A 22713-nucleotide genomic window follows, 5' to 3' on the forward strand; every position below is an offset into this window, starting at 1 on the left:
GCCAATGGTTGCGTGCCCCAATACCATGACGTAGGGATGCCCTTGATTTTCGGGATTTTTTTATTATCCGGTGAAAGATTAAAACCCGGTTTCCGGGATTTTTGGGACTGTATTGTCATACCGCACTCGATACGGAAGCCATAAAAATATACCTGCGTTTAATGGATTCTTGCTTTCGCGGGAATGACAAGCCGTTTTTTGAAAACCGACAATTTCCAGCTATGGTGTTTCATTTTGGTTCATGGAATGAATTCCATCCCTGGGCCGTAATCGGAATTTTGGTCTCTGCCCGGGTGATAAGATGAATGCCTTCAGTCTTTTCGGTCATGTGGCCAATTACAGTTAAGTTCGGGTTCCCTTTTATTTTTGGAAAATCGGCCTGGTCAATTGTGAACAATAGTTCGTAGTCTTCACCGCCGCTCATGGCAATCATGGTGCTGTCCATCTTAAATTCTTCGGAAGCGGAAATCACCGTGGGGTCCAACGGGATCTTCTCCTCAAAAACATTGCACCCAATGGCGCTGTGCTTGCACAAATGCATTATTTCGGAAGAAAGCCCATCACTGATATCGATCATAGAGGTTGGTTTTACTTCCAGTTTTTTGAGCAGATCTACAATATCCTTTCGGGCTTCGGGCTTCAACTGTCGTTCCACGATATAGGAATAGGGTTCCAGGTCGGGTTGACTGTTGGGGTTGACCTTAAAGACCTCTTTTTCCCGTTCTAAAACCTGCAAGCCCAAGTAAGCGCCACCTAAATCGCCGGTAACTACCAGTAAATCATTGGGTTTGCTTCCTTTTCGGTAAACGATGTCGCTTTCATTGGCAGCTCCAAGGGCGGTAACGCTAACAATCATTCCCCGGGTGGAAGATGTAGTGTCGCCACCGACCAGATCAACATTGTACAGTTTGCAGGCCAAGGCCACACCTTCATAAAATTCTTCGAGCGCTTCCAAAGGGAACCTGTTGGAAATGGCCAGTGAAACGGTAAGCTGTGTGGCCAAGGCGTTCATGGCATAAATATCCGATAGGTTGACCATCACCGATTTGTATCCCAAATGCTTTAGGGGCATATAGCTCAAATCAAAATGAACACCCTCGACCAACATGTCGGTGGACACAATGGTTTTTTTGCCATGGTAGTCCATTACCGCAGCATCATCACCAACCCCGATCAAGGATGAGGGTTGATTGAGTTTGAAGTTTTTGGTAAGGTGGTCGATCAGGCCAAATTCACCCAATTCTTCCAACGATGTACGTTCTTGATTCTTGTCTTCTAGCATTTTGCAAAAATAATGAGGATAATCGTAAAATCCGGTGTCGAAAGGAACATAAAATTTTTTCATGGGAAACCAAGTTGGATAAACAAGGAAAACCATGGGATTTCAAGCTATACAGGCTTTGTGGCCAAACAGGTCGGTTTTCCATAAGAAACACCTATGGAATCATTCGTTATAATAATGTTAGTTGCCATGGTAAAACCCTACATATAGAGTATATTTGTGGGCTATTTAGATTAAATTCAAGTAAGATGATTAAGGTTTCAGAATCAGCAAGGCACAAGGTGGTGTCGCTCATGACCGAAGAAGGTTTTAACGCGACCACGGATTATGTGCGTGTTGGCGTAAAGAGCGGAGGGTGCAGTGGATTGTCTTATGAGTTGACGTTTGACAATGCTGCAACAGATACGGATAAAGTTTTTGAAGATAATGATGTGAGAATCATCGTGGACAAAAAAAGCTTTTTGTATTTGGTGGGCACCACATTGGAATATTCTGGAGGTTTGAACGGTAAGGGTTTTGTGTTCAACAACCCCAATGCGCAACGAACCTGCGGATGTGGAGAAAGTTTTTCACTATAAACATTGACAAAAAGCCTGTAATTGGCTAACTTAAAGATATATGGCTTATACAGAGGAAGAATTAAAAAAAGAACTGGAGACCAAAGAGTACGAGTATGGTTTCTATACGGATATTGAATCGGACACCCTTCCCAAAGGGTTGAACGAGGATATTGTTATTGCCATTTCCAAAAAGAAGGAAGAACCGGATTGGATGACGGAGTGGCGATTGGAGGCTTTTCGTGCCTGGAAGGAAATGGAAGAACCAGAGTGGGCAAACGTGACCTACAAAAAACCTGACTTTCAGGATATTTCTTATTACTCGGCTCCCAATAAAAAACCGAAGTACGATAGTTTGGACGAAGTGGATCCAGAATTACTGGATACGTTTAAAAAGTTGGGAATCTCGGTAGATGAGCAGAAAAAGTTGGCAGGTGTTGCGGTGGATATCGTAATGGATTCCGTATCCGTGGCCACCACTTTCAAAAAAACATTGGCCGAAAAAGGCATTATTTTCTGTTCCATTTCAGAGGCCATAAAGGAACATCCGGAATTGGTAAAAAAATATTTGGGAACCGTAGTTCCGCAAAAGGACAATTTTTACGCAGCATTGAACTCAGCGGTATTTTCCGATGGTTCTTTCTGCTACATTCCAAAAGGGGTAAGGTGTCCCATGGAACTTTCCACCTACTTCCGAATCAACCAAGCAGGAACGGGGCAGTTCGAAAGAACTTTGGTGGTTGCCGAAGAAGGCAGCTATGTAAGTTACTTGGAGGGGTGTACCGCGCCCATGCGTGATGAAAACCAATTGCACGCAGCCGTCGTGGAGTTGGTTGCCTTGGACAACGCGGAAATCAAATATTCCACAGTTCAGAACTGGTTCCCTGGCAACAAGGAAGGAAAAGGAGGCGTTTACAACTTTGTGACCAAACGTGGACTTTGCGAAAAGCACGCCAAAATTTCTTGGACACAGGTGGAGACAGGCTCGGCCGTAACATGGAAATATCCATCCTGTATTTTGAAAGGGGATTATTCCATTGGCGAGTTTTATTCCATAGCAGTGACCAACAATTTCCAGCAAGCCGATACAGGGACCAAAATGATCCACTTAGGGAAAAACACCAAGAGCACCATTATCTCCAAAGGTATTTCCGCAGGCCAGTCACAAAACAGTTACCGCGGATTGGTACAGGTGAACAGCCGTGCCGAAAACGCGAGGAATTTTTCCCAATGTGATTCCCTATTGATGGGTAACCGTTGCGGGGCGCACACGTTCCCTTACATAGAGGTCAAGAACAAAAGCGCACAGATAGAGCACGAAGCCACGACCAGTAAGATTGGTGAGGATCAGATTTTCTACTGTAACCAAAGAGGAATTGATACCGAAAAGGCCATTGCCTTGATCGTAAACGGATTTAGCAAGGAAGTATTGAACAAACTACCAATGGAATTTGCCGTAGAAGCTCAAAAACTATTGGAAATCAGTTTGGAAGGCTCCGTAGGCTAGAGATAAGACCAAACCTGACAATTTTTATGGACAAGTTCAAAACCAAGAATGGAAAGGCGCAACATCTTGCGCCTCAAAACAAGATAAAACAATGCTAGAAATCAAAAATTTACACGCAAGCGTAGACGATAAAGAAATCCTGAAAGGAATCAACCTAAAGGTAAACGCAGGAGAGGTACATGCCATTATGGGCCCCAACGGTTCGGGAAAAAGCACCTTGGCCGAAGTAATCGCAGGTCAAGAGGAATTTGAGGTAGGTGAAGGAAGCATCCTCTTGGAAGGAGAGGATTTGGAAGAACTTTCCCCAGAGGAAAGAGCTCACAAGGGTGTTTTTCTTTCGTTCCAATACCCTGTTGAGATCCCGGGGGTGTCGGTAACCAATTTTATGAAGACCGCCATCAACGAATCAAGAAAAGCACAAGGTCTGGAAGATATGCCGGCCAACGAAATGCTTAAAAAGATACGGGAGAAGTCCGAAATGTTGGAAATCGACAGAAAATTCCTTTCCCGTTCTTTGAACGAAGGCTTTTCTGGAGGGGAAAAGAAGCGTAACGAAATCTTCCAAATGGCAATGATGGAACCCAAATTGGCCATTTTGGACGAAACCGATTCAGGCTTGGATATTGATGCCCTTCGTATCGTGGCCAATGGTGTGAACAAATTGCGCGGCAAGGACAACGCCATCATCGTGATTACCCACTACCAGCGATTGCTGGAATACATTGTTCCCGATTTTGTTCACGTATTGCACGATGGCAAGATCGTAAAATCCGGAACCAAGGAATTGGCCTTGGAACTGGAGGAAAAGGGATACGACTGGTTAAAAGAAGAAACGGCGGTATAACCGGTTTTTTGTCATTCCCATGAAAATGGGAATCCAAATAAAAAGAATCATAAATTAGATTCCTGCCAGAGTTGATGCTGAGTTAAACCAAGCGCAGGAATGACAACGAAAAACAACGAATGGATTTAAAGGATAAATTAGTCTCCTCTTTCTTGGCTTTTGAAGATGGCTTGGATCTAGACCATCCAGTACATGAAGAACGAAATAATGCCATAAAGAACTTTGAGACAAAGGGCTTTCCCACCAAAAAGGACGAAGCTTGGAAATATACCTCGTTGAAAGGGTTGCAAAAGGTAGACTTCAGCATCTTTCCAAAGCAGGAAACCACATTGGAGTATAAGGACGTGAAGAAATACTTCCTTCACGAAATAGATACTTATAAAATTGTTTTTGTGGATGGTGTATACAGTTCATACCTTTCGGAAACTACCCACGATGGTGTAGATGTCTGTTTGATGAGCTCCGCTTTCAGCAAACCGATGTTCCAACCGGTCATTGAAGTATATTTCAACAAAGCGGCCTCTAAGGATGAGTCTTTGACCTCTTTGAACACCGCATTTTGCAAAGAAGGGGCATACATTTACATTCCAAAGAACAAAATGCCCAAAAAGCCTATTCAAATCCTGCATTTGGCCACGGGCAACGAGGCAGCCTTGATGCTACAGCCCCGTAACCTGATTGTTGCGGAAGACAACGCTGAGGTGCAAATTATAGAACGTCACCAAAGTTTGACCGGCAACGAAGTCTTCACCAACTCCGTGACCGAGATTTTTGCAGGCAAGGACGCCATTGTGGACTATTACAAGGTTCAGAACGATGAGCCTACCGCTTCTTTGGTGGACAACACCTATATTTCGCAAAAAGATAGCAGTGTTGTAAGGGTACATACCTTCTCCTTGGGCGGAAAACTGATTCGCAACAACCTGAACTTTTATCAGAACGGGGAGCGCATCGACTCTACCTTGAAAGGAATTACCATCCTTGGGGATAAACAGCACGTGGACCATCATACGTTGGTGCACCACGCGCAGCCCAATTGTGAGAGCCATCAAGATTACAAAGGAATTTTTGGCGACAGCTCCACGGGGGTTTTCAATGGTAAGATCATTGTGGACAAGATTGCCCAGAAAACGGATGCCTTTCAGCAGAACAACAATATTTTGTTGAGCGACAGGTCGACCATCAACTCAAAGCCCCAATTGGAGATCTTTGCGGATGATGTAAAGTGTTCGCACGGATGTACCATTGGTCAGTTGGATGAAGAAGCACTCTTTTACCTTAGATCAAGGGGAATTCCAAAGAAAGAGGCCAAGGCCCTATTGATGTACGCTTTTGCCAATAATGTGTTGGAAAGTGTTCGTATTCCCGAACTAAAGGCACGAATCAACAAAATCATAGCCAATAAACTCGGGGTTCGTATGGGTTTTGACCTGTAGTTTATGAGGTGTCATTTCGAGCTTCAGTCCTGAGAGGGAATCGAGGGAGGGGCGAGAAATCCCCCTTATAGTTTAGGTTTTTCACTTCGTTCAAAATGACAGAAAAAAGTATTCCAATAGAGAAGTTTGATGTAAATACCATTCGCAAAGACTTTCCCATCCTCCAAAGAGAGGTCAATGGGCATCCTTTGGTGTATTTGGACAACGCTGCCACCTCGCAGACACCACAGCAGGTAATTGATACGATCGTCGAGTATTACCAAGGCTACAACGCCAATATCCATCGAGGTGTGCACACCCTATCGCAAGAGGCCACCGACGCCTACGAAGCAGCACGGCATAAAATCCAAAAACACTTTGATATTGCCCATCCCCATGAGGTGATCTTTACTTCAGGTACCACGGACAGTATCAATTTGGTCGCCAATGGATTTACCTCGTTTTTGAAAGATGGGGACGAGATTCTGGTTTCCGCCATGGAACACCATTCCAATATTGTGCCTTGGCAAATGCTTTGTGAGCGAACTGGAGCGGTCCTCAAGGTAATTCCAATGAATCTGGAAGGCGAGTTGGTGATGGAGGAATATCACAAGCTGTTGTCCGATAAGACCAAGTTGGTGTTCTGCAACCACGTTTCCAATGCCTTGGGAACCATCAACCCAATAAAAGAAATCGTTGATGCCGCCCACAAAGTGGGAGCGGCTGTTTTAATAGATGGCGCACAGGCAGCGGCACATATCAAAGCTGACCTGCAAGCTTTGGATGTTGATTTTTACACCGTTTCTGCCCACAAAATGTGTGGGCCTACAGGTGTTGGAATGTTATACGGAAAGGAGGATTGGCTCAAAAAATTGCCGCCCTACCAAGGAGGTGGCGAAATGATAGCAGAGGTCACTTTTGAAAAGACCACCTACGCAGATTTACCGCATAAGTTTGAAGCAGGAACCCCGAACATCTGTGGAGGAATAGCCTTTGGTGCTGCTTTGGATTATATGAACAATATTGGTTTTGATGCCATCGCCCAATATGAAGATGAGCTGGTGGAATATGCCACCGAACAATTGCTCACCATTGATGGGCTAAAAATCTACGGAACTGCAGCGAACAAAACTTCGGTGATATCCTTCAATATTGATGGAATCCATCCCTACGACATCGGCACCATTGTGGATAAATTGGGCATCGCCGTGCGTACAGGGCACCATTGCGCGCAACCTATCATGGATTTTTACAGGATTCCGGGTACGGTAAGGGCCAGTTTTAGCTTTTACAATACCAAAGAAGAAGTGGATAAATTGGTCGGAGCCGTAAAGCGGGCCAGGAATATGTTACAGTAGCCGAAGCGTTATCTTTATCATAAAGACTTGAATTGCAGTCCGCCGAGTTGTACTTTTGAACAAAAACACAGCATGACCATAAAAGAAATACAGGAAGAGATAATAGATGAGTTTTCCATGTTCGACGACTGGATGCAGCGTTACGAATATATGATTGAACTCGGAAAATCACTTCCGTTGATAGCCAAACAATACAAAACGGATGACAACCTGATTAAAGGTTGCCAGAGCAAGGTATGGGTGCATGCCGAACTGGATGATGACAGATTGGTTTTTACTGCCGATAGCGATGCCATTATCACGAAAGGGATCATAGCCATTTTGGTCAGGGCGTTCAGCAATCAAAAACCACAGGACATTATTGATGCCGATACAGGTTTTATTGATGAAATTGGTCTTAAAGAACATTTGTCGCCAACCCGCGCCAACGGATTGGTAAGCATGATCAAGCAATTGAAATTGTACGCAGTTGCCTATCAAACACAGTTAAAATAGCATAAGATGAGCGAAGAAACCACAATAGATACACAAGAACTGGGCGAAAAGATCGTAAAGGTGCTCAAGACCATTTATGATCCAGAGATTCCTGTGGACATTTACGAACTGGGCTTGATCTACGATGTATTTGTCAATGAAGAATACGAAGTAAAAATTCTCATGACCCTTACATCGCCCAATTGCCCTGTTGCCGAAACCCTGCCCGTTGAGGTAGAAGAGAAAGTAAAATCCATTGATATGTTGAAGGATGTAGAGGTGGAAATCACTTTTGATCCCCCTTGGACCCAAGAGTTGATGAGCGAAGAGGCCAAATTGGAGCTGGGTCTCTTGTAAAAACCGGTCGTTCTGAACTTGCCTGCCTGCCGGCAAAGGCAGGTTTCTGAATCTCTGTAGTTACATATGGATTCCGCATCAAGTGCGGAATGACACTCTAAAGGTATTTTATCAAGAATTCTGTCATTCCTGCGAAAGCAGGAATCCATAAATGAATATTCTTATTTTGGTAGGAGCAATCCTGACTTGGTCAAGCACTTGGAACAAAAATATATATGATCTCAGACTTCTGGATATTATGGAAAAGGAAATCGTAAACAGAGTGGCCCAAAGCAAGTTGATTACCTTCAACCTAGAGGATTATTATCCAAAAGGGGAACGTTTGGTACTGGACATTAAAAATTGGCTGTACGAGGGCTTTATTTTGCGTGAAAAGGAGTTCCGTGCCCATGTGGAAGAACACGACTGGACAGGGTATCAAGATGCCTATGTGGCCCTGCAATGCTCTTCGGATGCCATTGTACCAGGTTGGGCCTTTATGTTGATTGCATCCAAGCTACAGCCTTATGCCAAAAAGGTGGTTCAGGGAAGTCTGGAAGATTTAGAAACCGCACTATATCAAACCATTTTAGAAAACTTGGATGTAGCTGGTTTTATCAATAAACCTGTTATCATAAAAGGCTGCTCCAACAAACCCGTTCCCGAAAATGCCTACCTTATGGCCGTTACAAAAATCCAAGAAGTGGCCAAAAGTGTCATGTACGGGGAGGCTTGTTCCTCGGTACCCTTGTATAAAAGGAAAAATTGATTTTTTGTTTGAAAAAAATACCTGTGGCGACTCTGTTGACAATGCTCTTCACCATAGCTCGTGGTCGTTGCCTACAATTTAAGAGATGCGGAAGTCTTTATAATTTTAGCTTTAATTGCAATTTCTTGCAAGGTACAAACCGAGAAATATAATCGGACTGAAAAGCCGAACCTGAAACTTTTTAAGGGCTTTTGTTTTTAGGACGGACTTTGCAACTGGAATTTTGGGTGGTTCACAAGGGCGACATTTCTTACATTTGCGCTTACTAAACAGTAAACTCCATACTATGAAAAAATTACTTTTTACCGCTATGGCTTTCTTTACTCTAATGTCAGCTACTGCGCAGACCGAGGAAGAATTAAAAGCACAGATTGCCCCAAAAAAAGATTCTATTGCCGCTATACAGTCGCGAGTCAATGCCCTTCAAGCAAAACTGGATGCGCTTCCAGGTTGGAAAATTGGCGCATTCGGAACCATTGGCGGAAGTATATCCCAGTTCAATAATTGGTTTGCCCAAGGAATTCCCAATAACTCATCGGGCAATATTGGATTTACCGTAAATGCTTTTGCCAATCTTCAAGAAGAAAAATTCTTTTGGAGAAACGCCGCCAATTTGAACCTGTCCTGGGTCAAACTGGACGATAAGGACGACCCTACAGACAATGATGGTTTTCGCCAAGCTACGGACGTGTTCAATATTTCATCCTTGTACGGTAGAAAGCTGAGCGAGAAATTTGCAATTTCTGCTTTGGCGGAATACAGGACCACCATTTTGAGCAATTTTAACGACCCAGGGTATCTCGATCTTGGTGTGGGAGCCACTTGGACACCCATACCCGATCTTGTGGTGGTGATGCACCCACTCAACTACAACTTTGTTTTCAGTAAAGAGGATACCATTTTTGAATCTTCCATGGGTGCGAAGATTGTGGCGGACTATACCAAGCAAATTGGTGCGATTAGCTTTAAAAGCAACCTATCCTTGTTCCAAAGCTATGAAAGTAGCAATTTGAGCAACTGGACATGGACCAACTCTTTTAGCTACAAGTTATGGAAAATGATCGGTGTAGGTTTTGACTTCGGATTGAGAAACAACAAGCAGGAAACCTTGAATTACATTGTAAACAACGCTCCAACTACAAACCCGGATGCTACGTTCGATACTATTGATAACGAGTTGCAAACATATTGGACCTTGGGATTGAGCTATAAGTTTTGATCGAGCAAGGTTACATAAACAAAAAAAAGCCCTCGATTCGAGGGCTTTTTTGTGGGGTGAAAAATGTTTTTCTGTGTTTTTAAGACCATGGTCTAAGTAGGTTAAGATCTGTAAAATCTGTGTGTGACACTAAAATGACTTAAAAACAATGTGAAAGTAGGCCTAATGTGGCGACCCCCTAAATTTTTGTTGTGAACTGTCCGAAAAATGTTGTGAGGCACTTGATTTTTTGCTGTATATCCAAGAAGAAAGCACTTAATTGGGACTGCTTTTAATACTCATCCAAATGTTCTGGATACAAAAAGTTGTTGTATGGGAAACGGGTGACATGGATATCGCGCACCGCATCGTAGACGCGCTTTCTGAATTCGTCCATGTTTTCCTTGTTCAATGCAGAGATAAATAGCGCTTTGTCCCCGAGCTTATTAAAATAGGTTTTCTTCCATTCCTCCAATGTAAAATGAGCGGTTGTGCGTTCGGTAACCAAATCGTCTTCATCAATAGTTTCTGGGCGGTATTGGTCTATTTTGTTGAAGACCATGATGCAGGGTTTTCCAGAACTATCAATTTCATCCAAAATTTGATTTACCGAGGCAATATGCTCTTCAAAATTAGGATGCGAAATATCTACCACATGCAGCAGTAGGTCAGCCTCGCGAACCTCGTCCAAGGTACTTTTAAAACTCTCAACCAATTGGGTCGGCAACTTTCTGATGAATCCCACTGTATCACTCAATAGAAAAGGAAGGTTTCCGAGTACCACTTTGCGAACAGTGGTGTCCAGCGTAGCAAAAAGTTTGTTCTCCGCAAACACATCGCTTTTGCTGATCACGTTCATTAAGGTAGATTTGCCAACGTTGGTATATCCCACCAAAGCAACCCGAACCAAAGAGCCACGGTTACCGCGCTGGGTTTCCATTTGGCGGTCTATTTTGGCAAGTTTCTTTTTGAGCAAGGCAATGCGGTCACGAACAATACGTCTATCCGTCTCAATTTCCGTTTCACCGGGACCACGCATACCAATACCACCCCGTTGCCGCTCCAAGTGCGTCCAAAGACCGGTCAATCTTGGTAAAAGATATTCGTATTGGGCAAGCTCTACTTGGGTTCTGGCATAACTTGTCTTGGCCCTTTGGGCAAATATGTCCAGAATCAAACTGGTTCTATCCAGCACTTTACAGCGCAGTAGTTTTTCAACATTGTTCTGTTGTGCAGGCGATAGTTCATCATCAAAGATTACGGAACCTATTTCATTTTCCTTTACAAATTGGCGTACCTCTTCCATTTTACCGCTTCCAATGTAAGTTTTGGGATTGGGCACATCAATGCGCTGCACAAATCTTTTCTCAACTTCGCCACCGGCAGTGTATGTCAAAAATTCAAGCTCGTCCAAGTACTCTTTTACCTTGGCTTCGTCTTGGTGCTGATTCATTACACCAATCAGTACCGCCTTTTCATATTCAATTGACTTCTTTTCTAGCATCGAACTGGTTTAGAGTACAAATTTACGCAATGTTTTGGAAGCTATTTTTGTACTTTGTCATTTCTATTGAATCATTGGAAAAAGAAACAGGGATCTTGCATAAAAAGAAAAACAGATATACGATAGCATTTTATAATCTCGAAAATTTCTTTGACACCAAAGATGATCCGTATCTGTTGGATGATGATTTTACCCCAAAGGGGTTTAAAAGGTGGAACAAATCCAAATTTTGGAACAAAACCAATAAAATTTCCAGGGCTATTTCTAGAATTGGATTGGAAGAAAGTAATCATCCCCCGGTTTTGGTAGGTATGGCCGAAGTTGAAAATAAAGGAGTAATTAAATCGCTTTTACGATCAAAACAATTACGGGATGTGGATTATGGAACCATACATTTTGATTCCCCCGATGAGCGGGGAATAGATACGGCCCTGATTTACCATAAAGAACATTTTGAGGTGCTCGATGCCGAGACCATTCCTTTGATGGTACAAAATACAAATGGCGATAGAGACCTTACCCGGGATATTTTATATGTACACGGCAAGTTGCATCAAGAAGAAATCCATGTTTTTGTGAACCATTGGCCATCCCGTAGGGAAGGAGCTGAGGAAACCAGCTATAAGCGCATCAAGGCAGCGGAAACCATTCTTCAAAAACTTGATGCCATACAAGGGAATGGTTCAAACATTATTGTTATGGGCGATTTTAATGACGACCCTAATTCAAAAAGTATCCAAACACTTATGGACACTGGAAAGTTCATTAACCCTATGAAGAAATTATTGTCCCCTGTATCGGGCAGTGCCAATTACAAAGGGGAATGGAGTTTGTTCGATCAAATATTGCTCTCGCACAGTTTTTTGAACTACGAAAAGGACACCCACAATTTTGTGGAAGCAAAAATATTTTCACCTAGATTTTTAAAACAATGGAAGGGCAAATACAAAGGAAATCCTTTCAGGACTTTTGCTGGAAAGAAATATTTGGGTGGCTATAGTGATCATTTTCCTGTATATGTTGTAATGGATGAAAGCAAGAAATGATTATCAGAAAAAAATTACACCACGTAAAAGTGAATTTTCACAACATAAAGAAGTAAAACGCTATGCATTTCATCGAATAAAGTAGGAATTTTATCGATAAATAGTACATATCAACATATATTCGTAGTCCAAATCTTACCATAAACTCAATTATGGACTATCGTTTTCCTACAGGGGTTAAGGGAGTGATTTTCTCCATTTTATTTTCGCTTTTAGGCGCAGTGTCCATATTTGCCCAATCCAAAAGTTCAAAAGAGCAAATTCGTTTTTCCTATGATCAAGGGAAAATATCCTCTTTTATTTCCGAAATGGAAATTGATCACCAGTCCAAGCTTAAAAAAATAGGCGAGCTGATAAAAACCAAAGGACTTATAGCTTCAAAAAGCAACAATGGTACACAAATAGCTTTAAAGGATATTGGTACCGATGGAACACCACTTTACTATACTACCTTAAACGATTACGCATCCCAAACTTCAAGGGCTCATACGCTTTATGATAAAGGGCTGCTGAATTTAGGTTTAACAGGTAGGGGCATGGAAGTAGGTGTTTGGGATTCCGGTGTGGCTTTGTCCTCTCACCAAGAGTTTGATACCAGGGCAAAGAATGCCGATAATGCAAATGAGATAAGTCTGCATGCCACTTTGGTGACAGGCAACCTTATATCTGCCGGTGTGGAACCCAGTGCCAAAGGTGCCGCCTATGGCGCAGAAGCCTTGACCCACGATTGGAGTCGCGATAAAATTGAAGTGGCAGAGGCCGCTGCCAATGGCCTTTTGTTGAGTAATCATTCCTACGGAATTTTGTCCGACAGGGTGCCTGATTGGTATTTTGGCGCCTATATTAAAGTAACCCAAGACTGGGACAGGATCATGTACAATGCTCCTTATTATTTAATGGTGACCGCAGCGGGGAACGCACAAAAATCTCACGACAACGAAACACCGAATTTTGGTAAAACCGCCGATGGCTTTGATCTTTTATTGGGGTTTACCACAACTAAAAACGGATTGACCATTGCCGGTGCCAACACGGAAATTGATGGCAGCGGTGATTTAAAAAAAGCTTCTGTTGCGGGATATAGCAGCTTTGGACCTGTAGATGATGGTCGCGTAAAACCCGATTTGGCAGGGGATGGTGGGGATATTCTTTCCACAAGTTCGGCCACCAACAGCAGTTACCAGGTTTCTGCGGGGACTTCCATGGCCGCACCTGGGGTTACTGGCTCACTTTTGTTATTGCAACAATATCACGAAGAGCTTTTTGGTTCCTATATGAAAGCGGCTACCTTAAAAGGACTTGCGCTTCATACTGCCGATGATGTGGATGCCAAAGGGCCGGATTATAAAATGGGGTGGGGTATAATGAATGCAAAATCCGCGGCAGAGGTGCTTCAGAATAAAGAGTATACCACTTTGATAAACGAAGAAACGCTATCAGACGGAGAAACCTACTCCATAACGGTTTTGGCCATGGAAAATGAACCATTGATGGCCTCCATATCTTGGACCGATCCAGAATCCGAATACATAAACCGGGGAGAGCTTAACAGTACCCGAGCCGCTTTGATAAACGATTTGGATATTAGAATAACCAAGGACGGAGAAACCTACTTTCCGTGGAAATTGAACCCTGCCAAGGCCAATGATGTCGCTACTAAAGGAGATAACACGGTTGATCCCTTTGAGCGTATTGAGGTAGCAAATGCAAGAGGTACTTACACCATTACCATTTCGCACAAGGGAGGGTTGAAAAATGGTCTTCAAGATTTTTCCTTGATTGTTTCCGGGGCACAAGTGTCCAATTGTTCCATAGCACCTCCTTCGGATGTGGATTTGGAAGGTTCCTCCAGCGAGGGCACAACCATTTCTTGGGACGATGCTGAAGAAACCTTATTTGAAGTGCAATACAAGAGCATTGATACGGACAATTGGGAAAGTGAATTGATCTGGGAAAACAACTTTGAGCTTACCGCTTTGGAAGAAGGCAAAGTGTACGAAGCCCGTGTTCGTTCTATCTGTACCGAGAATGTCGTATCCGAATTCTCCGAGACTATTGCCTTTGCGTTTAAAGGTGCAAAAACAGTGCTGATACAAAGTGCCCCGATGTTCGTCCCTCAAGAATTGAACATAACCATTTATCCGAATCCCGCTGTTGATTATTTAAACGTGGAGGCGGACTTGTCCAAAGATGCCGAGTTCTCCATCGTGACCACTTCTGGCAACGTGATTAAAAAAGGAAAGACCGAAGGTTCCATCAATGTGTCCTCTTTGTCTTCTGGATTATATGTACTGGTGGTTCAGGATTATTCGGGAATCAAAAGCACGAAGTTTTATAAGAACTAGTTATTGATGCCTTCCGCACGGATGCTGAGCATAGTCGAAGTACGATGCGGAATCCATTGGGCTTTTTAAAGTGGATTCCTGCTTTGGCAGGAATGACACGGCTGCCATGGCCAACTATGGATTGATAACTTCGACTCCTGATTAAACTTTCTTAATCTCTTCATCGGCCAGAAGTGCTTCATTTCGTAACCGTAAGAATACTTGTGCGGTCGTCACCACGTCCAATTCACAATACCTGATGATTCTATCAATATCGTTTTCCTTATAAAACACATCTTTTACCATACTGCCATCCATATCATCTTTAGGAGATGGAATGCCCAGTACATGTGCCAACAGTTTTAAGGAGGTGTAATGTTTGTAGTCGCCAAACTTCCAGAGTTCCATGGTATCCAAATGGGGGACCTCCCAAGGCTTTTTACCGAAGAGATCCAGTTTGTAGGGTAGATTGATGCCGTTTATCACCATTCTGCGGGCGATATAGGGGAAATCGAACTCCTTGCCATTATGGGCGCACAAAAGATGCTTAACTTGGCTAAAATGATCTTTAAGAAGTTGTTTGAATTGTTTAAGGATTTGTATTTCCTCACCATAAAAGGAAGTGACCCTAAAGGTTCTCAAATCGCCTTTACTATTAAAATACCCAACGGAAATGCAAACAATTTTCCCAAACTCGGCCCAAATCCCCGCACGGTCATAAAATTCCTCGGCGGTAAACTCGTCTTTGCGCTGGTACTGCGTTTTCTGTTCCCATAAAAGCTGGGCGGTTTCATCCAAGTCGGTGAAATGTTGCTGTTGGGGTACGGTCTCGATATCCAAAAAAAGGATATACTCCAGGTTAAGTTTATAAAGCATGGCAACTAATTAAAAAAGAGCCGTCTGCTTGGCAGGACTCTCGTGTTCCAATAACCATTTTTTTCTATGCAGTCCACCTGCATATCCTGTGAGGTCTCCGTTGGTTCCGATTACGCGGTGACAAGGAACCACAATCCAAAGTGGATTTTTACCATTGGCCGAGGCTACTGCACGAATGGCTTTTACATCACCGAGCTGCTTGGAAAGTTCCAAATAAGAAATGGTTTTTCCAAATGGGATTTCAAGAAGAGCGTTCCAAACTTTTTTCTGAAAATCCGTTCCGGTGGGGTTTAGTTTTAGGTCGAATACCTTTCGGTCTCCATCAAAATATTCTTGAAATTGCTTGGCGGCATCCTGTAAAGTCACGGGAATTGTACCATTTGGTTTATTATTGTCCAAGACAGTGATAGAGGCAAGGCCATTTGCATCACCTTTCAACTCTGCTGTTCCAATAGGAGTCTGTAAATAAGCAGTTTCCATTATTCTAGCTCATCTTCACCTTCAATGATTCCCAATCGTTTTGCACGGGCTTCCCAGTTTTTTCTGGCGAGTGTTTGTAGGTTTTCCACATTGTCGCTTTCGTCCATAATTTCCAATCCGAGCAGGGTTTCGATCACATCTTCCATGGTGACCAACCCGCTTACCGAGCCATACTCGTCCACTACCAAAGAAATGTGTTCTCTTTTCTGCACAAATTTTTTGAAAAGGTCATTTATGGACTTACTACGATTTGTTACCAGTATTTCCCTTCTGATCGTAGATAGGTTTTCATTGCCCTTTTTATTGATGATGGCCTCCAACAACTCATCCTTTAAAAAGAAGCCCGTAATGTTGTCCATCCGATCTTTGTACAACGGAATTCTTGAAAAGCGCAAGGGTCTGTTTTTTTCAAAAAATTTCTTTATGGTAGTGTCTTCGGATGCCACTTTCATTACAGTTCTCGGGGTCATTACATCGCGTGCCAAAATCTCATCAAAATAAAGCAGGTTTTTTATCATTTTGGATTCCGATTCCTTGAAAACACCCTCTTCATGGGCAATTTCGGTCATAGCGCTAAAATCCTCCCGATTCAACACACTGCCATGTTCGGCTTTTGCCCCCACCAATTTGGTGAAAAGCTGCAACAACCATAGCAATCCAGTCCATTTAAGCACAAATACCATAATGTTAAGTGCCTTACTGGTAAAGTTGGCCAACTGTTTCCAGAAAGTGGCGCCAATGGTCTTTGGAATGATTTCTGAGGCGACCAAAATCAATATGGTCATCAAGGTGGATACGATTCCGACCATAAGATCTTCGGTAAGGGAAAACCCAAAAAGGGTGCGCTTGGTGCTTCCATACATTTCTGCATAAGCTACTTTTGCCTGTACCCCTACCAAAATGGCACCGACGGTATGCGCAACGGTGTTTAGGGTGAGGATGGCGATCAAAGGTTTGTCCACATCCTTTTTAAGCTTTTCCAAAGAGCTTGCATAATCTTTGCCCTCTTGCTTTTTTATATTGATAAAGGTAGGTGTGACGCTCAACAATACTGCTTCCAAAATGGAGCACAGGAATGAGAAGAAAATGGAAATAAGGGCATAAAATATAAGTAGTCCCATAAAATGGTAGAATCTTTAGTACCAAGATAGGGATTTGGAATTAATTTTGAATGGCTAATCCCCCCGCTTTATAAAAAACATCCTGCAAGGCCGTTCGGATGTTCAGATCGTATAGTTGGCGATGGTCCCTGGACGGATACACCCGGTTGGATAGAAAAATAAAAGTGAGCTTGTTTTCAGGGTCGGCCCAGACAAAGGTTCCCGTAAAGCCGGAGTGGCCAAAACTTTTTGGGCTTGCCAAAGGGGAGGGGTAGGCCTCTTCCAATGGTAGTTCTGCGTTATTGAGCAAAGGTTTGTCGAAGCCCAACCCCCTGCGATTTTCGTTTTCTGGGTACTGCACTTCGGTAAACTCTTTTACGGTTTTGGTCGAAATAAGCTGTTGGTCATCTACCTCGCCATAATTTTGATAAAATAGCATCAATTTCGCCAAGTCATCTGCCGTTCCGAACAATCCCGCGTTGCCAGAAACCCCACCTTTGAGCGAAGCATTTTCATCGTGCACCCAACCTTTTACCAGCGTTTTCCGGAAAAGCGAATCCACTTCGGTGGGCACAATGGCGTTCACGTAGTTATTTTCTTTGGGCAGGTATCCCAAGGTATGACACCCCAAAGGTTGATAGAAGTTTTCATGCAAATAGGTTTGATAGTCGGTTCCTGAGAGCTGTTCAATCAATCTAGGGAAAATAAGAAAGGTGAGCCCGGAATACACGTATTTCTTCTGATCGGAAACTTTAGACCGGTTGATGATACGGCTCATTTTTCGCTCGAACCGATTGTTGATATAGAGCCCATCATACACTTGTCCTTGAAATCTTTTATGGGATGAATTCCGAACAAAGCGTTTTTTGATTTTACCATTCTTACGCAACACTTTCTGCAAAAAAACAATGTAGGGCACCAAACCGGCCTGATGCGCCAAAATTTCGCGTAAAGTGAGGTCTTTCTTGTCCTTTCGGTGTCTCCAAGGCTTCCAATAGTTGCTAAAAGGTTGGTCCAAATCGAGTTTGCCCTCGTCCACCAACTTCATCAGGGCAGGCAAGGGCCCGGAAATCTTGGTAATGGAAGCTAAATCGTACAGGTCGTTCAAGGCTACAGCTTGAACGCTATCGTAGGTATGGAATCCGTAGGCTTTGTGAAAAATTACGGTATCGTTCTTGGCGACCAAAAGTTGGGCGCCCGGGAAAGCCATGCTATCGATGCCCATTTCCATAATGGAATCCACTTTTTGGTTGATGAAAGCTTCATCAAAACCCAATTTGGACGGGTAGGCATGGATGAGCTCCCGCTGGGCAAATCCAAAGGGCATCACTAAAGTGATGAAGAGCAACGAAGCCGCAATTTTTTTCATTTTTGTCGGGGTTTAGCCCAAAGTTCTAATAAAATCCTTGGCAAAATAACTGGCGATAATATCCGCACCGGCCCGTTTTATGGCCGTCAATTGCTCCAAGACCACAGCATCATGGTCCAACCAGCCTTTCTCGGCGGCGGCTTTTACCATGGCGTATTCTCCAGAAACCTGATATACGGCAACGGGAACTTCCACTTCATTTTTGATTTCCCGAACAATGTCCAAATAGCACAAACCGGGTTTAACCATCACGATGTCGGCTCCTTCGTCAATGTCCATTTGGGTTTCTTTTATAGCTTCATGCCGATTGGCATAATCCATCTGATAGGTATTTTTGTCTTTGGGCACATTGGCAATATCAACAGGTGCAGAGTCCAGGGCATCGCGGAAGGGACCGTAAAATGCGCTTGCATATTTAGCGGAATATGCCATAATACCTGTATTGATTAAGCCCTCGTCCTCCAAAGCTTCTCGAATGGTCAAAATTCTACCGTCCATCATATCGCTGGGGGCCACAAAATCGGCTCCTGCCTTGGCGTGGGATACGCTCATTTCTGCCAGAACCTCAGCGGTTTCATCATTCAGGATTTGCCCTTCGGCCACAATGCCATCATGACCGTAGGACGAAAAGGGATCTAACGCGACATCCGTCATCACCAACATTTGTGGACAGGCGTTTTTCACCGTTTTTATGGCACGTTGCATCAGCCCGTTCGGGTTTAATGCCTCGGTTCCTTTATTATCTTTAAGCTTATCATCGACCTTCACAAAAAGGAGCACGGAACAAAGTCCCATTTTCCAAAGTTCCTTTACTTCTTTTTCAAGATTGTCCAAACTCAACCTAAAATAGTTGGGCATTGAAGCAATCCCTTCTTTCACTCCTTTGCCTTCCACTACAAAAAGAGGCACCAGAAAGTCATCTGGGGTCAAGGTGGTTTCCCGAACCAATCTTCTAACGGATTCGGATGCGCGGAGTCTTCTGTTTCGTATGAGTGGGTACATAGTTGATGGTTTTAGCTGATATTAAATATCAATTTCTCCTGTTAAATAAAGCGCGGCTTTTCCTGAAATCTTTACTCGTTCGCCCAAGTATTCACAGACCAAATCACCACCTCTTTTGGAAAGCTGTTTGGCGGTCATTTTGGATTTGCCCAAAACCTCTGACCAATATCGGCTAAGTGAAGTGTGCGCCGAACCTGTAACGGGGTCTTCGGGAATGCCACAAGCGGGAGCAAAAAAGCGGGATACAAAATCCACTTCGTCCCCCGGAGCAGTTACGATAACCCCCCGAACATCCAATTGCGCCAACAGATGGTGGTTGGGTTCAAGGGCCTCAATTTCCTTTTGGGATTGGTAGACCATCATGTAATCCGTTTTGCCCTTCAGGGTTTTAATCGGGCTTTGCCCTATGGCATTGTCCAACGCTTCCATATTTTGTATGGCTACGAGATTATCTGTCGGAAAATCCATGGTCAACCAACCATTGTCTGCCTTGTTCACGATTAGATTCCCGCTTCGGGGCGAATAGAATTGAATGGTATTTTTTTCAAATTCGTAAAAATGAAAGAGCACAAAGGCGGTTGCCAAAGTGGCGTGTCCGCAGAGATCGACCTCCACTTCCGGGGTGAACCATCGCAATTCGTACTGGTCATCTCTTTTGACGGCAAAAGCGGTCTCGGCCAAATTGTTCTCTTGGGCTATTTTTTGCATTAATTCTGGATTCAACCACGAATCCAAAATGCAGACCGCAGCGGGATTTCCGCCAAAAGTCTGGCTGGTAAATGCATCTATTTGGTAAATTTTCTGTCTCATAGGCTTGGTTTCAAGGCAAAACTACGCATTAAACCCAATCTTTTGGGCTTTGTAGTACTTCTATCAACTTATCTTCCTCACTTCCTTTTTCGGGATGATGGTCGTATCGCCATTGTACGTGTGGGGGCAGACTCATCAATATACTTTCAATACGGCCATTGGTTTTCAGCCCAAAAAGGGTGCCTTTGTCGTGCACTAGATTGAACTCCACATAACGTCCCCGTCTAATTTCTTGCCAATTGCGTTGATCTTCAGAGTAGGGTAGGTCTTTTCTTTTTTCTACAATGGGTGCGTAGGCCTCCAAAAAACTATCCCCGACCTCGGTTACAAAATTGTACCAGTCTTCCATGCTCGTTTCTTCGGTTGCTTTGCAATAATCGAAGAACAATCCACCTACCCCGCGAGCTTCATTCCGGTGGGTGTTCCAGAAATAATCGTCGCACTTCTTTTTGTAGTCCCGATAAAATTTTGGGTTATGGGCATCGCAGGCTTTTTTGCAAACTGCATGAAAATGGGCTGCATCTTCCTCGAACAAATAATAAGGGGTGAGGTCCTGTCCGCCACCAAACCATTGGTCCACGATCTTACCCTCCTTGTCGTACATCTCAAAATAGCGCCAATTGGCATGCACGGTGGGCACCATCGGACTTTTGGGGTGAATCACCAAGCTGAGGCCACAGGCAAAGAAATCGACATCATCGACACCAAAATAGTTTTGCATACTTTTTGGCAAGGGGCCGTGCACATTGGAAATGTTTACGCCACCTTTTTCAAAAACAGCTCCGTTTTCAATGACACGGGTTCTACCGCCACCGCCTTCTTCGCGTTCCCAAAGGTCTTGCTGAAACGTAGCGTTTCCGTCCAGTTCTTCCAGTTTTGAAGTGATGCTGTCCTGTAGTTGTTGAATGTATTGGTAAAACTTATCCTTCATTGTGCTAAAATATGTACCATTCGGTTTTTATGGTCAGAAAGGGTTGAACTCCCATCAATTTTGATGGATTCCAAAGCCATTAGCTTTAATACCTCGATGACCTCTTGTTCTGATTTTTCTCTGTTTTGCTCAAAAATGAAACGACCCACTTTGTTATTGTGCAAGTCCATTGCCTTTGGCAAACTTTTATTCGGAAATGAAGCCTCGTGCCAATCCGTCACCTTTTTTGCCCAAGCTAATACGACTTCCTCATTTTCTTGCCATTTAAAACACCGTTTTGCAATCAGATAATTCCAAAAAGCGTGTCTGAACGCATTGGCAGGGCCATTTTTATGGTGGAGTTTGCCGTAGTTTTTGGTCGATATGGATATGCAATCCTTGGTAGCTTTTATGGTTGGCCAAATAAAATGGGGACGGCTTAATCCAATACCTATAACTTTCAGTATATTTTTAAAATCAACCCGTTTTAGTACTGCAAAAAGGTTCACTCCTTGTATTCTTTTACGGCATCAATAAATGCTTTTGCATTCTCTACGGGAATATGTGGCAAAATACCGTGACCAAGGTTAACGATGTACTTGTCCTTTCCAAAATCCCGGATCATTTGGGTGACCATTTCCTTGATTGTAGCAGGAGGAGAAAGCAAGCGGGCCGGATCAAAATTACCTTGCAGCGTGACGTTTCCTCCGGTTAAATATCTTGCATTTTGAGGGGAACAGGTCCAATCGACCCCAACGGCCGAAGCTCCAGAGTTTGCCATTTCTTTTAAAGCGAACCAGCATCCTTTTCCAAAAACGATTACGGGCGTTTCATCTTTTAAGGCATCCACAATCTGTTGCATATATTTCCAAGAAAATTCTTGATAATCCTGAGGTGAAAGCATTCCGCCCCAAGAATCAAAAACCTGAACAGCATTTACTCCAGCTTTGACCTTTGCTTTAAGGTAGGCGATGGTGGTGTCCGTTATTTTTTGAAGCAATTCGTGGGCAGCTTCGGGTTGTGTAAAACAAAATCCCCTGGCTTTGTCAAAACTTTTACTACCCTGACCTTCCACACAATAGCAAAGTAAGGTCCAAGGGGAGCCTGCAAAACCGATCAATGGAACTTCATCGTTCAACTTTTCCTTGGTCATGGCAATGGCACCCATCACATAACCCAATGAATCCTGGATATCGGGAACAATCACCTTGTCCAAATCAGCTTGGGAGCGGATAGGGTTGGGCAAATAGGGCCCAAAGTTGGGTTTCATCTGTACCTCGATGTCCATGGCCTGCGGAATCACCAAAATATCACTGAACAAAATGGCGGCATCCATTCCGTATCGGCGAATGGGCTGTACAGTGATTTCGGAAGCCAGTTCTGGGGTCTGGCATCGGGTGAAGAAATCGTATTTTTTACGGAGTTCCATAAACTCGGGCAAATAGCGTCCTGCCTGTCGCATCATCCACACGGGTGGACGTTCAACAGTTTCACCTTTTAAAGCTTTTAGGAACAAGTCGTTTTTAATCATAGATTTTAATTTGTCATTCCT

22 protein-coding genes are annotated in these 22713 nt (G+C 43.5%); 11 read left to right on the forward strand and 11 right to left on the reverse strand.

From position 1 onward, the window contains the following. Positions 1 to 229: 229 nt before the first annotated feature. Complete coding sequence (gene thiL, locus AC13CC_RS12455) at positions 230 to 1282, reverse strand: thiamine-phosphate kinase (protein ID WP_326277118.1); 1053 nt, start codon at positions 1280 to 1282, stop codon at positions 230 to 232. Between the two features lie 248 nt (positions 1283 to 1530). Between thiL and AC13CC_RS12460 the strand changes: the two genes are divergently transcribed. The 9 genes from AC13CC_RS12460 to AC13CC_RS12500 all read left to right on the forward strand — a co-directional run bounded on the left by AC13CC_RS12460 (position 1531) and on the right by AC13CC_RS12500 (position 9761). Continuing rightward, complete coding sequence (locus tag AC13CC_RS12460) at positions 1531 to 1860, forward strand: HesB/IscA family protein (protein WP_326276744.1); 330 nt, start codon at positions 1531 to 1533, stop codon at positions 1858 to 1860. 40 nt (positions 1861 to 1900) lie between these two features. Then, positions 1901 to 3346 carry a Fe-S cluster assembly protein SufB gene (sufB, locus tag AC13CC_RS12465; protein WP_326276745.1) on the forward strand — a complete coding sequence of 482 codons (1446 nt, stop codon included), beginning with the start codon at positions 1901 to 1903 and terminating at the stop codon, positions 3344 to 3346. Between the two features lie 91 nt (positions 3347 to 3437). Next, positions 3438 to 4190 (forward strand): Fe-S cluster assembly ATPase SufC, encoded by a 753-nt coding sequence (gene sufC, locus AC13CC_RS12470; protein ID WP_326276746.1) that lies wholly within the window; start codon positions 3438 to 3440, stop codon positions 4188 to 4190. 119 nt (positions 4191 to 4309) lie between these two features. Next, positions 4310 to 5626 carry a Fe-S cluster assembly protein SufD gene (gene sufD / locus AC13CC_RS12475; RefSeq protein WP_293166526.1) on the forward strand — a complete coding sequence of 439 codons (1317 nt, stop codon included), beginning with the start codon at positions 4310 to 4312 and terminating at the stop codon, positions 5624 to 5626. A 95-nt stretch (positions 5627 to 5721) separates the two neighbouring features. Beyond that, positions 5722 to 6963 (forward strand): aminotransferase class V-fold PLP-dependent enzyme, encoded by a 1242-nt coding sequence (locus AC13CC_RS12480; protein WP_482878043.1) that lies wholly within the window; start codon positions 5722 to 5724, stop codon positions 6961 to 6963. 72 nt (positions 6964 to 7035) lie between these two features. After that, positions 7036 to 7458 carry a SufE family protein gene (locus AC13CC_RS12485; protein WP_482878044.1) on the forward strand — a complete coding sequence of 141 codons (423 nt, stop codon included), beginning with the start codon at positions 7036 to 7038 and terminating at the stop codon, positions 7456 to 7458. Between the two features lie 6 nt (positions 7459 to 7464). After that, positions 7465 to 7794, forward strand: coding sequence for an iron-sulfur cluster assembly protein (locus tag AC13CC_RS12490; protein WP_108245524.1), 330 nt, complete (start codon positions 7465 to 7467; stop codon positions 7792 to 7794). A gap of 238 nt (positions 7795 to 8032) precedes the next feature. Continuing rightward, positions 8033 to 8542: a DUF2480 family protein gene (locus AC13CC_RS12495; RefSeq protein ID WP_482878045.1), complete on the forward strand. Its 510-nt coding sequence runs from the start codon at positions 8033 to 8035 to the stop codon at positions 8540 to 8542. 286 nt (positions 8543 to 8828) lie between these two features. Beyond that, the gene (locus tag AC13CC_RS12500; protein ID WP_482878046.1) at positions 8829 to 9761 is read left to right on the forward strand and encodes a DUF3078 domain-containing protein; all 933 of its coding nucleotides are present in this window, start codon (positions 8829 to 8831) and stop codon (positions 9759 to 9761) included. Between the two features lie 271 nt (positions 9762 to 10032). On the opposite strand, the gene hflX is transcribed toward AC13CC_RS12500, so the two are convergent. Next, complete coding sequence (gene hflX / locus AC13CC_RS12505; protein ID WP_326276755.1) at positions 10033 to 11244, reverse strand: GTPase HflX; 1212 nt, start codon at positions 11242 to 11244, stop codon at positions 10033 to 10035. Between the two features lie 29 nt (positions 11245 to 11273). Between hflX and AC13CC_RS12510 the strand changes: the two genes are divergently transcribed. Both AC13CC_RS12510 and AC13CC_RS12515 read left to right on the forward strand, forming a co-directional pair. Next, the gene (locus AC13CC_RS12510; RefSeq protein WP_482878047.1) at positions 11274 to 12290 is read left to right on the forward strand and encodes an endonuclease/exonuclease/phosphatase family protein; all 1017 of its coding nucleotides are present in this window, start codon (positions 11274 to 11276) and stop codon (positions 12288 to 12290) included. Between the two features lie 152 nt (positions 12291 to 12442). Beyond that, on the forward strand, positions 12443 to 14635 hold the full coding sequence (locus tag AC13CC_RS12515; protein WP_482878048.1) for a S8 family serine peptidase: 2193 nt from the start codon (positions 12443 to 12445) through the stop codon (positions 14633 to 14635). Positions 14636 to 14776: 141 nt separating this feature from the next. Here AC13CC_RS12515 and AC13CC_RS12520 read toward each other — a convergent pair whose 3' ends face one another. From AC13CC_RS12520 to hemE, 9 genes are read right to left on the reverse strand one after another with little or no spacing between them, the layout of a single operon-like run. Continuing rightward, on the reverse strand, positions 14777 to 15490 hold the full coding sequence (locus AC13CC_RS12520; protein WP_482878049.1) for a 3'-5' exonuclease: 714 nt from the start codon (positions 15488 to 15490) through the stop codon (positions 14777 to 14779). Positions 15491 to 15499: 9 nt separating this feature from the next. Then, a complete protein-coding gene (locus AC13CC_RS12525) occupies positions 15500 to 15970 on the reverse strand; it encodes a methylated-DNA--[protein]-cysteine S-methyltransferase (RefSeq protein WP_482878050.1) in 471 nt (156 codons plus the stop codon). Next, positions 15970 to 17091: a CNNM domain-containing protein gene (locus AC13CC_RS12530; RefSeq protein ID WP_482878051.1), complete on the reverse strand. Its 1122-nt coding sequence runs from the start codon at positions 17089 to 17091 to the stop codon at positions 15970 to 15972. Before AC13CC_RS12530 ends, AC13CC_RS12525 begins: the two co-directional genes overlap by 1 nt. A 40-nt stretch (positions 17092 to 17131) precedes the next feature. Continuing rightward, positions 17132 to 18439 (reverse strand): serine hydrolase domain-containing protein, encoded by a 1308-nt coding sequence (locus AC13CC_RS12535; protein WP_482878052.1) that lies wholly within the window; start codon positions 18437 to 18439, stop codon positions 17132 to 17134. Positions 18440 to 18451: 12 nt separating this feature from the next. Further along, positions 18452 to 19441, reverse strand: a complete 990-nt coding sequence (gene hemB, locus AC13CC_RS12540) for a porphobilinogen synthase (protein WP_326276766.1) — start codon at positions 19439 to 19441, stop codon at positions 18452 to 18454. Positions 19442 to 19462: 21 nt separating this feature from the next. Continuing rightward, a complete protein-coding gene (locus AC13CC_RS12545) occupies positions 19463 to 20251 on the reverse strand; it encodes a PhzF family phenazine biosynthesis protein (RefSeq protein WP_482878053.1) in 789 nt (262 codons plus the stop codon). A 28-nt stretch (positions 20252 to 20279) separates the two neighbouring features. Then, a complete protein-coding gene (hemF, locus tag AC13CC_RS12550; RefSeq protein WP_482878054.1) occupies positions 20280 to 21182 on the reverse strand; it encodes an oxygen-dependent coproporphyrinogen oxidase in 903 nt (300 codons plus the stop codon). After that, positions 21179 to 21670, reverse strand: coding sequence for a DUF6973 domain-containing protein (locus AC13CC_RS12555; RefSeq protein WP_326276770.1), 492 nt, complete (start codon positions 21668 to 21670; stop codon positions 21179 to 21181). Before AC13CC_RS12555 ends, hemF begins: the two co-directional genes overlap by 4 nt. Then, positions 21667 to 22692, reverse strand: a complete 1026-nt coding sequence (gene hemE / locus AC13CC_RS12560) for a uroporphyrinogen decarboxylase (RefSeq protein ID WP_482878055.1) — start codon at positions 22690 to 22692, stop codon at positions 21667 to 21669. Before hemE ends, AC13CC_RS12555 begins: the two co-directional genes overlap by 4 nt. Positions 22693 to 22713 lie beyond the last annotated feature (21 nt).

The organism is Flagellimonas sp. L-11 (assembly GCF_056857735.1).